This window comes from Xanthomonas sp. MLO165, assembly GCF_018831305.1.
Taxonomy (GTDB): Bacteria; Pseudomonadota; Gammaproteobacteria; order Xanthomonadales; family Xanthomonadaceae; genus Xanthomonas; species Xanthomonas arboricola.
Genome location: NZ_CP029263.1, coordinates 3,881,406 through 3,894,647 on the forward strand (window position 1 = coordinate 3,881,406; position 13,242 = coordinate 3,894,647).

General features: G+C 66.3%; 12 protein-coding genes and 1 riboswitch. Of the genes, 5 read left to right on the forward strand and 7 right to left on the reverse strand.

What is annotated here, in order from left to right:
- Positions 1 to 35: 35 nt before the first annotated feature.
- The 3 genes from DGN21_RS16195 to DGN21_RS16205 all read left to right on the forward strand — a co-directional run bounded on the left by DGN21_RS16195 (position 36) and on the right by DGN21_RS16205 (position 2,762).
- Positions 36 to 431, forward strand: coding sequence for a DUF2809 domain-containing protein (locus DGN21_RS16195; protein ID WP_184577426.1), 396 nt, complete (start codon positions 36 to 38; stop codon positions 429 to 431).
- 156 nt (positions 432 to 587) lie between these two features.
- A complete protein-coding gene (locus DGN21_RS16200; RefSeq protein ID WP_047129733.1) occupies positions 588 to 914 on the forward strand; it encodes a hypothetical protein in 327 nt (108 codons plus the stop codon).
- Positions 915 to 1,160: 246 nt separating this feature from the next.
- On the forward strand, positions 1,161 to 2,762 hold the full coding sequence (locus tag DGN21_RS16205) for a rhamnogalacturonan lyase B N-terminal domain-containing protein (protein ID WP_184551709.1): 1,602 nt from the start codon (positions 1,161 to 1,163) through the stop codon (positions 2,760 to 2,762).
- Positions 2,763 to 3,261: 499 nt separating this feature from the next.
- Here DGN21_RS16205 and DGN21_RS16210 read toward each other — a convergent pair whose 3' ends face one another.
- Positions 3,262 to 4,077: a cellulase gene (locus DGN21_RS16210; RefSeq protein WP_046344285.1), complete on the reverse strand. Its 816-nt coding sequence runs from the start codon at positions 4,075 to 4,077 to the stop codon at positions 3,262 to 3,264.
- 476 nt (positions 4,078 to 4,553) lie between these two features.
- Here DGN21_RS16210 and DGN21_RS16215 point away from each other — a divergent pair, with 476 nt between their 5' ends.
- On the forward strand, positions 4,554 to 5,498 hold the full coding sequence (locus tag DGN21_RS16215; RefSeq protein ID WP_126966663.1) for a DegV family protein: 945 nt from the start codon (positions 4,554 to 4,556) through the stop codon (positions 5,496 to 5,498).
- A 603-nt stretch (positions 5,499 to 6,101) separates the two neighbouring features.
- Here DGN21_RS16215 and DGN21_RS16220 read toward each other — a convergent pair.
- The 6 genes from DGN21_RS16220 to DGN21_RS16245 all read right to left on the reverse strand — a co-directional run bounded on the left by DGN21_RS16220 (position 6,102) and on the right by DGN21_RS16245 (position 11,974).
- Complete coding sequence (locus DGN21_RS16220) at positions 6,102 to 7,682, reverse strand: CocE/NonD family hydrolase (RefSeq protein ID WP_126966662.1); 1,581 nt, start codon at positions 7,680 to 7,682, stop codon at positions 6,102 to 6,104.
- Positions 7,683 to 7,944: 262 nt separating this feature from the next.
- Positions 7,945 to 8,919 (reverse strand): thiamine-phosphate kinase, encoded by a 975-nt coding sequence (thiL, locus tag DGN21_RS16225; protein WP_054592513.1) that lies wholly within the window; start codon positions 8,917 to 8,919, stop codon positions 7,945 to 7,947.
- A 110-nt stretch (positions 8,920 to 9,029) separates the two neighbouring features.
- Positions 9,030 to 9,518: a transcription antitermination factor NusB gene (nusB, locus tag DGN21_RS16230; protein ID WP_024940797.1), complete on the reverse strand. Its 489-nt coding sequence runs from the start codon at positions 9,516 to 9,518 to the stop codon at positions 9,030 to 9,032.
- Positions 9,515 to 9,979, reverse strand: a complete 465-nt coding sequence (gene ribH, locus DGN21_RS16235; protein WP_005997267.1) for a 6,7-dimethyl-8-ribityllumazine synthase — start codon at positions 9,977 to 9,979, stop codon at positions 9,515 to 9,517. The genes nusB and ribH overlap by 4 nt, the downstream gene beginning before the upstream one ends.
- 256 nt (positions 9,980 to 10,235) lie before the next feature.
- Positions 10,236 to 11,375 (reverse strand): 3,4-dihydroxy-2-butanone-4-phosphate synthase, encoded by a 1,140-nt coding sequence (ribB, locus tag DGN21_RS16240; RefSeq protein WP_039525502.1) that lies wholly within the window; start codon positions 11,373 to 11,375, stop codon positions 10,236 to 10,238.
- The gene (locus tag DGN21_RS16245) at positions 11,372 to 11,974 is read right to left on the reverse strand and encodes a riboflavin synthase (RefSeq protein WP_054592512.1); all 603 of its coding nucleotides are present in this window, start codon (positions 11,972 to 11,974) and stop codon (positions 11,372 to 11,374) included. Before DGN21_RS16245 ends, ribB begins: the two co-directional genes overlap by 4 nt.
- Positions 11,975 to 12,136: 162 nt before the next feature.
- A riboswitch (FMN riboswitch) is annotated at positions 12,137 to 12,315 on the reverse strand.
- Positions 12,316 to 12,534: 219 nt separating this feature from the next.
- Here DGN21_RS16245 and DGN21_RS16250 point away from each other — a divergent pair.
- On the forward strand, positions 12,535 to 13,158 hold the full coding sequence (locus DGN21_RS16250) for a hypothetical protein (protein WP_215824990.1): 624 nt from the start codon (positions 12,535 to 12,537) through the stop codon (positions 13,156 to 13,158).
- The last annotated feature ends 84 nt before the right edge of the window (positions 13,159 to 13,242 follow it).

The window sequence follows — 13,242 nt, forward strand, 5'->3', positions numbered from 1 at the left end:
GGGAGCGGCGTGCGCATGGGAGCGCGGTGACCCGCATGGCGTTGGGCGTGCGCTGCACCTACCTGTTGATCGCATTCGCCGTGTTTGTCATCGAAGTGGCGATCGGCGCAGGCACACTGGGCGGGCCGTGGGTGCGCGGCAGCCTGGGCGATGTGCTGGCGGTGATCCTGGTGTATTGCGGGTTGCGCGGTGTGCTTGCGCTGCCGCCACGCTGGGCGTGCGTGCTGGCGGTGGCGATCGGGTGCCTGATCGAAGGGCTGCAGGCGCTGCATCTGGCCGACCGGCTCGGGCTGCGCCCGGGCAGCGCGGCCTACATCGCGCTTGGCAATACCGCCACCGTGCACGATCTGCTGGTGTATCTGGTCGGCGGCGGGGTGGCGTACATCGGCGATATGGCATCGTGCCGCGTCGCCGCGTCTTCCCAGCGATAACAACTGCATTGATACACTCCCTCGGGCCTACCGCATGTTCTGCGTCTCCTCATCGACACTGATCGACAGCGTTGGCATCCCGTCCCGGCAACGGCAGCAACGGCGTGCCTGCGCCGCCGCTGCGTCGCAGTGACCTCGCTGTTCCAGGGAGGCGGCTTGCGCTCGATCGATCGCGTCGTATTGCGCCAGGCGCCGGCCAATCTGCTCCGCGGGCTGGAAGCGGTCGGCGGGCGGCTGATCCTGACCGCCGATGCGCTGCACTTCCAGCCGCATCCCTACAACATACAGACCCGGTCGTTGACCGTGCACCTGCGCCAGATCGCAGCAATGCAACCACGCTGGACGCGCCTGTTCGGCCTGCTGCCGGTGGCGCCAACCTCGCTGGCGGTGCAGCTGCATGACGGCGGCGAGCACCGTTTCGTGATCGGCAAACGCGAACAGTGGATGGCTGCCATCGCCTCGGCGCGCGACGCCCTGGGCTGACGCTGCACGACAAGCGCGGCCGCACTGATGCGCAAGGGCGCATGCCCGACTGGCGCACCGCAATGCCCCGGCGTCGTCGCGCATGCCTGCGCATCGCAGAAGGAGCGTGAACTGCGCTGCGTTTCAGCACTGCATCTTGTACGCGGTGCACGCTCTGCAGGTCCGACCATCGCCGTCGTTGTCCAGCCCGCCTAGCATCGCGCGTCGGCACCATAGCGACGCCCCTACTTCGGCATGGAGATCGATATGCCCCGCACTATCCTGCGCATCCTGGCGTGCGCATTGTTCCTGTACGGCGGCGTCAGCGCGCCGGCCATCGCCGCATTTGGCGTCACCCACAGCGGCGAACGTGTCGTTGTCGATACCGGCGCCGAGCTGGTGTTTGCGGTCAACGCCGGCAACGGCGACATCGTCTCGATGCGTTATCGCGACAACGCGCTGCAGACCACCGAGTCCAAGGGCTCGCAGATTGCCTCCGGCCTGGGCAGCGCCAGTGTGGAGGCGCGCGTGGTGGGCGCCACGATCGTGGTCTCTGCCAAGGCCGGCGACCTGACCCAGTACTACATCGCACGCAAGGGCCGCAACGCGATCTACATGGCCACCTATGCACCGACGCTGCTGCCGATCGGCGAGCTGCGCTTTGTCACCCGCTTGAACGTTGCCAAGCTGCCCAATGCGCAGCAGGAGCCCGACTCCAATGTCGGCAGCCCGGTGGAAGGCGAGGACGTGTTCCTGCTGCCGGACGGACGCACCAGTTCCAAGTTCTATTCGGCGCGCCGCATGATGGACGACCAAGTGCACGGCGTCAGCGGTTCGGGCGTGGCGGTGTTCATGCTGATGGGCAACCGCGAGCGCAGTTCCGGCGGGCCGTTCTTCAAGGACATCGCCACCCAGAAAACCCGCGTGACCCATGAGCTCTACAACTACATGTATTCCGATCACACCCAGACCGAGGCATTCCGCGGTGGCCTGCATGGGGTGTACGGGCTGCTGTTCACCGATGGCGGGACGCCCTCCAGCGCACAGCTGGACACCGCCTTCGTCGATGCAACGCTGGGGTTGACCGGTTATCTCGCCAGCGACGGGCGTGGCGCGCTGAGCGGCCGGGTGAGTGGCGTGCTGTCCGGCCAGCCTGCCGTGATCGGCCTGCGCAACGACCAGGCCCAATACTGGGCCACCGCCAACGGCAGCGGCGATTACCAGATTGCGGGCGTGCGCCCGGGACGCTACCGCATGACGCTCTATCAGAACGAACTGGAAGTCGCGCAACGCGATGTGGAGATCCATGCCAACGCGACCACGCAAGCGGCGCTGCAAGCGGTTGTGCTGCCGGGGACCGTCAAATGGCAGATCGGCACGGCCGATGGCACGCCGGCCGGTTTCCGCCATGCGGATCTGCTGCCACGCGCGCATCCATCCGACAAGCGCATGCGCTGGACCCCGGTGACCTACACGGTTGGATCGAGCAGTGCCGGCAGCTTTCCGGCAGTGCAATGGCGCGGCATCAACACCCCGACCCGTATCGACTTCACCCTGGGCTCGAGTGAAGTGCGTGGCTATCGCCTGCGCATCTTCGTGGCGCTGACGCAGGTCGGCGCGCGCCCGCAGATCAGCGTCAATGCGCATTGGAATGGCCCGGTGCCGGCCGCGCCTACGCAGCCCAAGACACGCGGCATCACCCGCGGCACATGGCGCGGCAACAACACGCTGTATGAGGTGGACATCCCGGCATCTGCGCTGCAATCGGGCAGCAACCGGATCGAGATCGGCATCGCCTCGGGATCGCCGGACAACGGCTTTCTCAGCCCGGCCGTGGTGTTCGACAGTATCCAGCTGGTGGCGCTGTAAGCAATCCGCCTATCCAGCGAGCGGTGGTCGGACAAGCAAGGGCTGCACGTAACAACGCCTCGCACCCATTGCAGAGACCGTGGCACTGCCCGCATTCGCCTGACACCTGTGCAAAGCTGGCGGTGGCAGCGCCAGCCACACCGATATGGCAATCACCGCGCGCAACTGCGTGCGGTGATTGCGGCGGTGCATGAGATTCCGGAAGCGGCAGACCCTCACACTGCACGGTCGATGCACGTCGCCATGCATATGACCTGCGCGCTGACTCGGCCTGCCCGACTGCCGTCAGTCGATCTGCTGCGCGAGCCGTCGGCAGCCAGGACGCGAGGCATGCAATGCGTGCGTCGCGCACATGCCACCTCGTTGGCTCTCAAGCGGCCTGCAATCGTCGACGATTGTCAGGCCAGCGCCGCAGGTGCGATCACCGGCGTGCGGTGTGCTGCACGCCGGTCTCTACGCTAATGACGCACCTCGGCCATGTCGCCGATGGGCATCGTGCTTACTGCGCATCCAGCGTCGCGCTCACCTTGGCCCAGCCATTGCCGCGCACCACTTCGAAACCGGCTTCGGCTGCATGCAGGTACATGCTGTTGTTGTAGCGCCCATCCTTGGACCGGTTGGTCTGCAGCCAGTTGAGGAAGGGCTTGGCGTCCACGTTGAGGCTGCCGCTGGTCTTGAGCGTGGCCTGCCCGGCGGTGCCGGTCGGGATGAACGTATAGACGTAATAGCCGGCGCCGGAGTTGAAGCCCTCCCACAGGTCGAAGGTACGCCCGCCCGCGGTGATCACCTTGCTGGCAGTCAGTGTGCCGATCGGCCAGGAGTTGTGGTCGCCCCAGATCATCACTTCCAGCTGCGGGTTGCCCTTGGCGGTATCCCAGCGGAAGAAGATGTCGTAGGCAAAGTCGCCTGCGAGATTGGTCCCGCCGGCGCTGTAGGTGAACTTGAGCGGGATCTTGCTCAGCGAGGAAATCTGCCGCGGAAACAGCGTGTCGCTGGTCGGGTTCCAGTCGTAATGCCAGCCGCGCACGATCGCCGGATAGCCGTAGAGATTGTAGTCGGCGAAGTTGAAGGTGACGGTCAGCTCGGGCGTGCTGCCGGTGCCGAACGTGCCCTGGATGATGTTGTTGGGATCGTTGAAATTATTGACCCACGCATAGTGGTTACCAAAGATCTTGTAGGGACCGGCCAGCGCCGCCGGCGTCAGCGCGACCAGACCCACGGCCAGTGCAGCCTTCCACCAGCGCGATGCGCGCCGCCGTGTAGTAGGCGCCTGTGCGCCAGTCTGAGTAAGGGTGCTGGATTGGCTGTTTTGCATGTTGACTCTCTCCGAGTAAGTTCAGCGCGGCGATGCCGGTGCGGCAGCGTCGAGAGCCGCTTTGCAGCGGTCGCGTCGGACCCTAGCAGCGGCGTTGTGACGGGAGCTATAGCAATTGCAGCAGGCCTCGCTCGTCATCTGCGATAGCGGGCGCCACCTTGCAGCCGAAGCGTGCGCCGATCCTCAGTTCGCAAGGTAAATCGCAGTGCGACAGCGTGTACCGGTCATCTGCATGACGGCGCGGTGCATGCCAATGCTGCGGAGCCACATCGGGGCGATCTGCGTTTTGACAGCGCCTGCAGCTGCTTGCTGCGGTCCATTCGCCTCCGTCGAGCTTGCCTGATGACCGCGCGCCAGGCTCCCGTCCGCGGCTTGCGCGCTTCGGCACCCGGCCTTCGACCGCAGCCCTACTCGCCTCCGCTGTTTTGCGATAGCGTTCGCAGTTACAGATAACGCAACAGCCGGAGGGGGCGACGATGCGCATCGGAATCGTGGTGGACAGTGCCTGCGATTTGCCGCAGGACTTCATTCAGCAAAACAACGTCATCGTATTGCCGATCAGCGTACGTATCGGCGAAGCGGTATTGGCCGATCACCGCGATGAGGAAGCGACGCTGAGCTTTCTGCAGGCACATGTGGCCGAGCGTGGGCACGAAGCGGAAACTACGCCGTTTTCGGTCAACCAGATTCGCGACCTGTTCCTGCAACGGCTGGTCATCGACTACGACCACGTGTTCTGCCTGACCATCTCCAAGCTGCGCAGCCAGATCTTCGATAACGCGATGCAGGCCAGCTTCGCGATCCTCAACGATTACAAGCCGATCCGGCAGGCCGCCGGCCACACCTCGCCGTTCGCGCTGCGCGTGATCGATACGCTCAACCTGTTTGCCGGCCAGGGCATCACCGCAGTGGAAGCGGTACGCCTGCGCGCGCAGGGTCAGGGCGTGGCGGCAATCCGCAGCCGGCTCGAACAGCTGGCCGAACACACCTACGGCTACATGATTCCGCGCGATCTCTACTACCTGCGTGCGCGTGCACGCACCAAGGGCGATCGCAGCGTGGGCCTAATCAGCGCCGCGCTGGGCACTGCGCTGGACATCAAGCCAGTGCTGCGCGCCTACCGCGGCGTCACCGAACCGGTGGCCAAGTTGAAAGGCTTCGAGCCGTCGACCGAAAAGCTGTTCGGCTTCACCGTGCGCAAGATCCGCGAGGGCTTGATGACACCGACCGTCTGCGTGGGCTACGGCGGCGAACTGGCCGAGCTGCACGCCCTGCCCGGCTACGCCGCCCTGCAAAGCGCCTGTCAGACCCACAACGTGGAATTGTTCGAAAGCGTGATGAGCCTGACCGGCATGGTCAACGTCGGCAAGGGTGCACTGGCCGTGGCATTTGCAGCCGAACCGCATACCTTTTCGGCCTGAAAACAAGGCCGGCGCGCGGCGCCCTCGCCGGCTTCAGGACACGCCGATCTACAGCTGACCTATCCGCGCACCCCGGATCTCCAAAGACAACCACGCACACCGACCATCTCGACATGTCATGCCTAGCTTGCCTAAACACACCAACTATCTCGACAGGTCCTTGCCCGCCCACCGTCGCGGGACCTTACGCGGCATGGATGCCGCGTAAGAGCCTACACGGACGTACTTGCGGCGTGTCCCGCGAGGGTGGGCGGGCAAGGGCCCTGCAGCCAAGCCGCAGACCAACCGCTCTACAACTGATCTATCCGTGCGGGCAATTTACTTCCAGACACAAGACAGTCAACAGTCGGGTCACAGCCTCGTTTGTTAGATGCGGCCAAAATTCCGGTTAGTCGAGCGCGCAGCACCCTCATCACTTGCGGGACACGCCGTGAATCCAAACCTGGAAGCTCAGTAGGCGGCATCCGTGCCGCCAAGGGTCCCGCAAGCGGCGAGGACAACGCACCTGAGAGTTAATCGATACTTTCCAAAGCTTGCGCGTTGCTCGGCTTGCATTGGGACAATGGCCGGACGCTGCACCATCCGAGTTAGCCCAGCGCAGCGTTACCGCAGCGGCACGTTCAATACCGATGGCGTTGCCGCCGGCGAGGTAAACGTCACCGTGCCGCCGCCGTCGCTGGCATCGGTGTAGCGCACGTCCTGCGTGTCGATCACCAGCACCAGGCGCTGCCCTGCCGGAATCTCCGCAGCAGCCGCTTGCAGCGACCAATCCAGCGTCACTGCGCGGCCTGGCGTGACCCCGCGTAGCGAGTACGGCGCATGCGTGATCAGTTGCGCCACGCCTAGCGCGTCCATGCGATACAGATACGCGAACAGGCTCACTTTCGGTTGGCTGGGTACCACGGTCACGCGCAGCGATGGACTGCCGGCCAGCCGCCGTAGCGTGTTCGATGGCGCACCCACCCACACTGCCGCGCCGATGCGATTGACCAACGGAATCGAGGTGGTGACCGGCACACCGATGCCTTGCAACAGGCCACTGACCAGGACCACGCCCGAGTCGGCCAACGTCGGCACATCGGTGGCAATGCGCGATTGCCATCCGCTGGCGGTGCCGCCGATCAAACCGCCGGTGGGGCTGAGCAATCCGGACGGTGCGGATAACCCCAGGCGCGTGTTGCCCTGTTGCACCGACGCCCAGTCCGCGTACTCCAGCCATTGCCCCGCGCGCGGCGACAACCGCACCGGCGCTTCGCTGTCCACGCCGTTACGCAGCTGCTTGAGATGACGATCGAACCAGCGCGTGGTCGCCGTGTAGACCTCGTTGGGCAGGCCGAGCGCGCCCGGCAGCTCTGCGGTGGCGTGATCGCCCTGGCTGAGCAGCAACTGCTTGGGCCCGCGCAACTGATTGAAGAATGCGATGGTCTGGTTCGGCGGAAACAGGCCGTCGTTGAAGGCATTGCCCAGCAGCACCGCCGTGCCACGCGCATTGAGCGCGGCCACATCGCTTGCCGGGCTGCGCGACGCGGCCTGCGGCAGGAAGCCCTGCACGGCGCCGTCGTAATCGCCAACGGCAACCCGTGTGCTGATCTGCGCCAGATCCGGGCCGGGACGTCCGGTCAACGCGCCGGCACCGACCAACAGCCCAACGCCTTGCTGGCTGACGGTGCGGTTGGAATACAGCGACGCTTCCAGATCGGCCCAGCCGCTGAGCGCAGCCACGGCCTTGATGCGCGGATCGCGCTCGGCCGCCAGCAGGCTGATGCCCGCGCCATACGAGATGCCCGACGCACCGATCGCATTCGCATTGGCCGGCGTATGCGCCAGCGCCCAGTCGATCACCGCGCTGACGTCTTCCACGGTGTCGGCGCCGGCGATATCGATCTGCCCGGCCGAATCCCAGAACCCGCGCGAGGTATAGCTGACGACCACGTAGCCATCGCTGGCCAATTGGGTCGCGCGGCCGAGGTACTCCAGATTCGGCAACGACCAACTGGCCGGCATCACGATCAGCGGAAACGGCCCGCTGCCCTGCCCTTGCGGCACCAAGACCAGTGCGCCCATCGGCGCGCCGTCCCAGCCGGGAATCCGTTCGTAGGTCTTGCTGAAAGCGCCCGCCACCGCCGACGCCGATGCCACCAGCAACGCCAGTGCGGCGATGCCTCCGATCCAACGCTTGTTCATGCGGATCTCTCCCACGCAAGGCCGGGCCGGGATGGCCCAGCGGCAACTGCCATGCATCCGTGGTTCGGGGGAGAACGTCGCGAACGTACCAGACGGTACGGTATGGCTCAAGGGCCGGGATTCGGGATTCGGGAGCGTAGGCGCCGCAATGGCTGGCACGTGCTGAAGTGCAAGCCGGCGGACGCCATCGCATGGCCGCTCCCGACCTGCAGACGTTGGCTGCAATGCAGCACGCCCGCGCCACGCCTCCCGCGCGCTCAGCTCAGCCCACGAAGTGCTGATACCCGCGCTGCGGCGGTTGCCACGGGTTGCCGTCGGCGTCGTGGACCACCACGCCCGGCGTGGCGACGATCTGGCCGATGCGCGTCACCGCGACTCCGGCGAAGTCCATCGCCTGCACCACCGCGTCGCGGTGTTGCACGGCGGCGGTGAAGCACAGCTCGTAGTCGTCGCCGCCGCCGAGTTGCCAACCGATGCATTGCAGCGCACTGATCCCGGTACTGCGCGGCATCGCCGGCAGTGCCGCCAGCGCCAGCTGCGCGCCCACGCCGCTGCGTTCGCACAGATGGCCCAGATCGGCGAGCAAGCCGTCGGAGATGTCCACACAGGCATGCGCAAGCCCACGCAAGCGCAGCCCGGCCTGCACGCGCGGCTGCGGGCGCAGCAGCCGGCCGCGCCACAGTTCGTGCAACGGATCGGCCGCCGCGCAGGTCACGTCCAGCTGGCCGGCCTGCCACAGCGACAAGGCCGCCGCCGCCTCGCCCGGCGCGCCGGTGACCCAGACGTCGTCGCCCACACGCGCGCCATCGCGACGCAGCGCCGCGCCCGGCGGCAGGCTGCCGATCGCGGTCACCGCACACGCCAACGGCCCGCGCGTGGTGTCGCCACCGACCAGCGCAATGTCATGCGCATCGGCCAGTGCAAAGAATCCATCGGCGAATGCGTCGACCCAGGCAGCATCGTCGTGCGGCAACGACAGCGACAGGGTGCACCAGCGCGGCTGCGCGCCCATCGCCGCCAGGTCGGACAGATTGACCGCCAGCGTCTTCCAGCCCAGATCCTCGGCACGCGTCTCGTGCGGGAAATGCACGCCCGCATTGAGCGTATCGGCGGTGATCGCCAGTTGCTCACCCGGCGGCGGCTGCAGCAGCGCCGCATCGTCGCCAATCCCCAACGGCACATCCGCACGCGCCGCAATGCGCGCGCGCAAGCGGGCAATTAGATCGAATTCGGGCATTTGAAGGGCCGGGATTGGGGATTTGGCAGTGGGGATTGGTCACGGCGCACTTTGGCAGGGAGCAGCGCCGCGGCCAATCCCCAATCCAAACTGCCCAATCCCGAGGCGCTTCAGGCGCCGCTAGCGCCGCTGGCGCCCGACTCCACCTTGCGCCACTCCACCGAGGCGCGATCCAGCACGCCGTTGACGTAGGTGTGGCCGTGCTCGGAGCCGAAGCGCTTGGCGGTTTCGATCGCTTCGTTGATCACCACGCGGTACGGCACGTCCTGGCGATACAGCAGCTCGTAGGCAGCCAGACGCAGCACTGCGCGCTCGATCGCGTCGACTTCTTCCACGCCGCGATCCAGATACGGGGTCAGCGCGGTATCCAGCTCGGCGCGGTTGCTCAGCACGCCTTCGACCAGGTTTTCGAAATAGGCCAGGTCGGCCACTTCGTGCGCCTGCTCATGCGCAAACTGCGAGATCACCTGCTTGGCGAACCCGCCGGAAATCTGCCAGGCATACACCGCCTGCAAGGCACGCCGACGCGCGCGCGAACGCAGCACCGGGTCGATGCCGTCGCGACGGACGTGGCGGGCGTGTCCACCGGACTTGCTCATGGCAACAACTCCATCAAATTGACCAGTTCCAATGCCGCAAGCGCGCATTCTTCGCCCTTGTTGCCATGGCTGCCACCGGCACGCGCCTCGGCATCTTCCACGCGCTCGACCGCGAGCACGCCGTTGAGCACCGGCACGCCGGTCTGCAACTGCACGCTCATCAGGCCTTCGGCACAGAGGTCGGCGACGTGTTCGTAGTGGCGGGTGTCGCCGCGGATCACGCAGCCCAGCGCGATGATCGCCGCATGCTGTCCGGATTGCCCCAGGCGGTTGGCGGCGATCGGAATTTCCCAGGCGCCCGGCACGCGGATCACGTCGATGGCGTCCTCGCCGATGCCGTTGCCGGCCAGGCTCTGACGCGCACCGGTGACCAGCGCGTCGGTGATGCGGGCATTCCAGCGGCTGGCGATGATCGCAAAGCGCGCGGTGGTGGGGCGGAGATCGCCTTCGTAGTGGGTCATGCGGGTCGGCAACTCGAGGGGGCGGCAAGTTTAACAGCTGCGGGGCCCTGGCCCGGCCGGTACGTGGCGGCCGGGGTGCCGAAGCAGCCCCGGCCATGTCGCCAGGAAACGAATGTGGAGCGCGCAGCACGGGCTGTGCAGCTCGCAGCTGGCAGGGTCGATACGCAGCAACCGCGCGAACCACTCGGACAGCGCGGTTCCTGTTGCGCGCCCTGCAACCACCGGACAACGGCGGCTCCAGGCCGCCCGCGCCACGTCAGGGCAGCGCGGCCGCCGGCACCGAGCGCACCCCTTCGCCCGCGTGGCATTCCAGGTACTCCACCACCTCCAGCCCGAACCCGGCCAGGCCCACCTGACGCCGCGGCGTGCCCAGCACGCGCAGCTTGCCCAGGCCCAGTTCGGCCAGGATCTGCGCCCCGGCCCCGTTGCGCCGCCACTGGCTGACGTCCTTGGCGTTGGTGGCCGCTTCCGGTTGCTGGCGCAACCGCGCCAGCAAGGATTCGCTGTCGCGCGGCGCCGACAGCACCACCATCACGCCCTGCCCTTCGGCGGCGATCGCACGCAAGGCATCGGTGGCGGCCACGCCGAAGTCGTCGCGCTGCCAGTGCAGCAGATCGGCCAGCGGGTTTTCCACCTGCACACGCACCAGCGTCGGCGTGGCCGGATCGGCAGTGCCGCGCACCAGCGCAAAGTGCAGGTCGTGGGCGATGCGGTCGCGGTAGGTCACCAGCGTGAACGGGCCGAACTCGGTGCTGATCTCGCGCTCGTCCACGCGCTCGACGGTGTGCTCGTTGGCCAGGCGGTAGGCGATCAGATCGGCGATCGAGCCCATCTTCAGCCCGTGCTCGCGCGCGAACACTTCCAGCTGCGGGCGGCGCGCCATGCTGCCGTCCGGGTTGAGCACTTCCACCAGCACGCCGGCCGGTTCCAGCCCGGCCAGCATCGGCAGGTCGCTGGCCGCTTCGGTATGGCCGGCGCGGGTCAGCACGCCGCCGGGCTGGGAGATCAGCGGGAAGATATGCCCCGGCTGGCTCAGATCCTGCGGTTTGGCATCCGGCCGCACCGCGGTGCGCACGGTGTGTGCGCGGTCGTAGGCGGAGATGCCGGTGGTCACGCCTTCGGCCGCCTCGATGCTGACGGTGAAGTTGGTCTGGAACTGCGCGGTGTTGTTGCGCACCATCGGCGCCAGGCCGAGCTGCGCGCAGCGCTCGCGGGTCAGCGACAGACACACCAGCCCGCGCGCGTGGGTCACCATGAAATTGATGTCCGACGGCTTGACCAGCTCGGCCGCCATGATCAGATCGCCTTCGTTCTCGCGATCCTCGTCATCGACGATCACCACCATGCGGCCGGCGCGCAGTTCCTCGATCAATTCCGGAACGGGTGCGAAATTCATGCCGCACCCCGCGTGCCCAGCAGGCGTTCGACATAGCGCGCCACCAGGTCGATTTCCAGATTCACCTGCGCGCCAACTGCGGTCTGCGCAAACGCGGTATTGGCCACCGTGTGCGGAATCAACGCGACCTCGAAGCCATCCGCGTCCACTTCATTGACGGTGAGGCTGACCCCGTCCACGCAGATCGAGCCCTTCTTGGCGACATAGCGCAACACCGCCGGCGGGGCGGCAAACCGCCAGCGCTGCGCGCGCGCATCGCCATGTACCGACTGCACCTGGCCCAGGCCGTCGACATGCCCGCTGACCAGATGCCCGCCGAGGCGGTCGGTCGGGCGCATCGCGCGCTCCAGGTTGAGCAACGCGCCTTCCGGTAAGGCGCCCAACGTGGTCAGCGACAGGGTTTCGGTGGAGGCATCGGCCTGGAAGCTGCCCGCGTCGAAAGCGATCACGGTCAGGCACACGCCGTTGACGGCAATGCTCTCGCCCAGCTGTACCGCCTCGAACGGCAGGTTGCCGGTGGCGAAGGTGAAACGCACATCGCCGCCCTGCGGCTGGCGCGCCGCCAGATGGCCGACGCCTTCGATGATTCCGGTAAACATCAGCGCACCCCCGTCGTGGATGACGACAGTGCGGACGGAGTGCAGTGAAAGATCGCGACGCAGCGCGACGGGTGACGCATGGACATAGTCGTTTCTCGCAGGAGTTGAGCGAAAAACGCCACAAGGCAAACAGGCGCGCGCACAGCCGCAAGGCTGCGCGTTGGCCGTCTTCTTTCATCCGGACTATACCGTCGGCCCCGGCATCGCACCGGATCTGCTGACCTTGCGCAGCAGGGGTTTCGCGTGGATCCGCTCAACCCTGAAGTGCAAGCGCTCGCGGGCTCGCATGCTTGCGCATGCCTACCGCCGGTGGGGAATCGCACCCCGCCCTGAAGACGTTCGTGAGTACCGGCGAACCGGTGCGCAAAGTCTAACAGGGCACATCGGCGCGATGGCTGAGCGTGGGCCAAGGCTGACAGGACACTGCGTCATGTGGGGAAATCCCCCATAGCCAGGATTGTGAAGGATCTGTTAATTTACGCGCCGCGACGGGAGACGTCGCTTTTTTCCCTCCCGCAACGGGACGGAGACACGGACATCAATTCGGAGAGAGACATCCAATGCGTAACACCCTGATTCTGGCTGCCCTGCTGGCCGCCGCACCGTTTGCCGCATCGGCCGAAGGCCTGAGTTATTCCTACGTCGAAGGCGGCTGGAACCGGACCGAAATCAACGTCAACGACGCGTCCGACGACATCGAAGGCGGCTACATCCGCGGCTCCTGGCAGATTGCCCAGCCGGTCTACCTGCTGGCCAGCTACGAGCGTGCCACCAAGGACTACAACCTCGGCAGCGGCTTCGTGATCGACGGCACCCTGCAGCAGGCCACGGCGGGTATCGGTTACCGCCAGGAAATGACCGAGCGCGTCGAGTTCACCGCCGACATCAGCGTGCTGCGCACCAAGGTCGAATCCGATCTGCGCCTGCGCGGCCGTTCGATCGACAAGGCATCCGATTCGACCAACCTGGGCTTCGCCAACCTGGGCCTGCGCGGCAAGCCCTCGCCGCGGACCGAAGCCTGGATCAAGGCCGGCTATATCGACGGTAGCGACGTGGACGAAGGCGAGTTCGTCGGCACCCTGGGTGGTCAGGTCAACTTCACCCGCACCTGGGGCCTGGTCGCCGAAGCGCAGTTCATCGACGACGCCAACCAGTACAAGGTCGGCGTGCGCGCGAGCTTCTGATCGGCGCGTCGCATATACACCAAGGCCCCGCATGCGGGGCCTTTTTCATGCGCGCAACAGCACAGCTGCGCTGCATCGCGCGCG

Excerpts from the sequence above, each read along its gene's own strand:
- DGN21_RS16220 (WP_126966662.1), bottom strand. The coding sequence starts at position 7,682 with ATGAACAAGCGTTGGATCGGAGGCATCGCCGCACTGGCGTTGCTGGTG.
- DGN21_RS16210 (WP_046344285.1), bottom strand. The coding sequence starts at position 4,077 with ATGCAAAACAGCCAATCCAGCACCCTTACTCAGACTGGCGCACAGGCG.
- thiL (WP_054592513.1), bottom strand. The coding sequence starts at position 8,919 with ATGCCCGAATTCGATCTAATTGCCCGCTTGCGCGCGCGCATTGCGGCG.
- nusB (WP_024940797.1), bottom strand. The coding sequence starts at position 9,518 with ATGAGCAAGTCCGGTGGACACGCCCGCCACGTCCGTCGCGACGGCATC.
- DGN21_RS16215 (WP_126966663.1), top strand. The coding sequence starts at position 4,554 with ATGCGCATCGGAATCGTGGTGGACAGTGCCTGCGATTTGCCGCAGGAC.
- DGN21_RS16195 (WP_184577426.1), top strand. The coding sequence starts at position 36 with ATGGCGTTGGGCGTGCGCTGCACCTACCTGTTGATCGCATTCGCCGTG.
- DGN21_RS16205 (WP_184551709.1), top strand. The coding sequence starts at position 1,161 with ATGCCCCGCACTATCCTGCGCATCCTGGCGTGCGCATTGTTCCTGTAC.
- ribH (WP_005997267.1), bottom strand. The coding sequence starts at position 9,979 with ATGACCCACTACGAAGGCGATCTCCGCCCCACCACCGCGCGCTTTGCG.
- ribB (WP_039525502.1), bottom strand. The coding sequence starts at position 11,375 with ATGAATTTCGCACCCGTTCCGGAATTGATCGAGGAACTGCGCGCCGGC.
- DGN21_RS16245 (WP_054592512.1), bottom strand. The coding sequence starts at position 11,974 with ATGTTTACCGGAATCATCGAAGGCGTCGGCCATCTGGCGGCGCGCCAG.
- DGN21_RS16250 (WP_215824990.1), top strand. The coding sequence starts at position 12,535 with ATGCGTAACACCCTGATTCTGGCTGCCCTGCTGGCCGCCGCACCGTTT.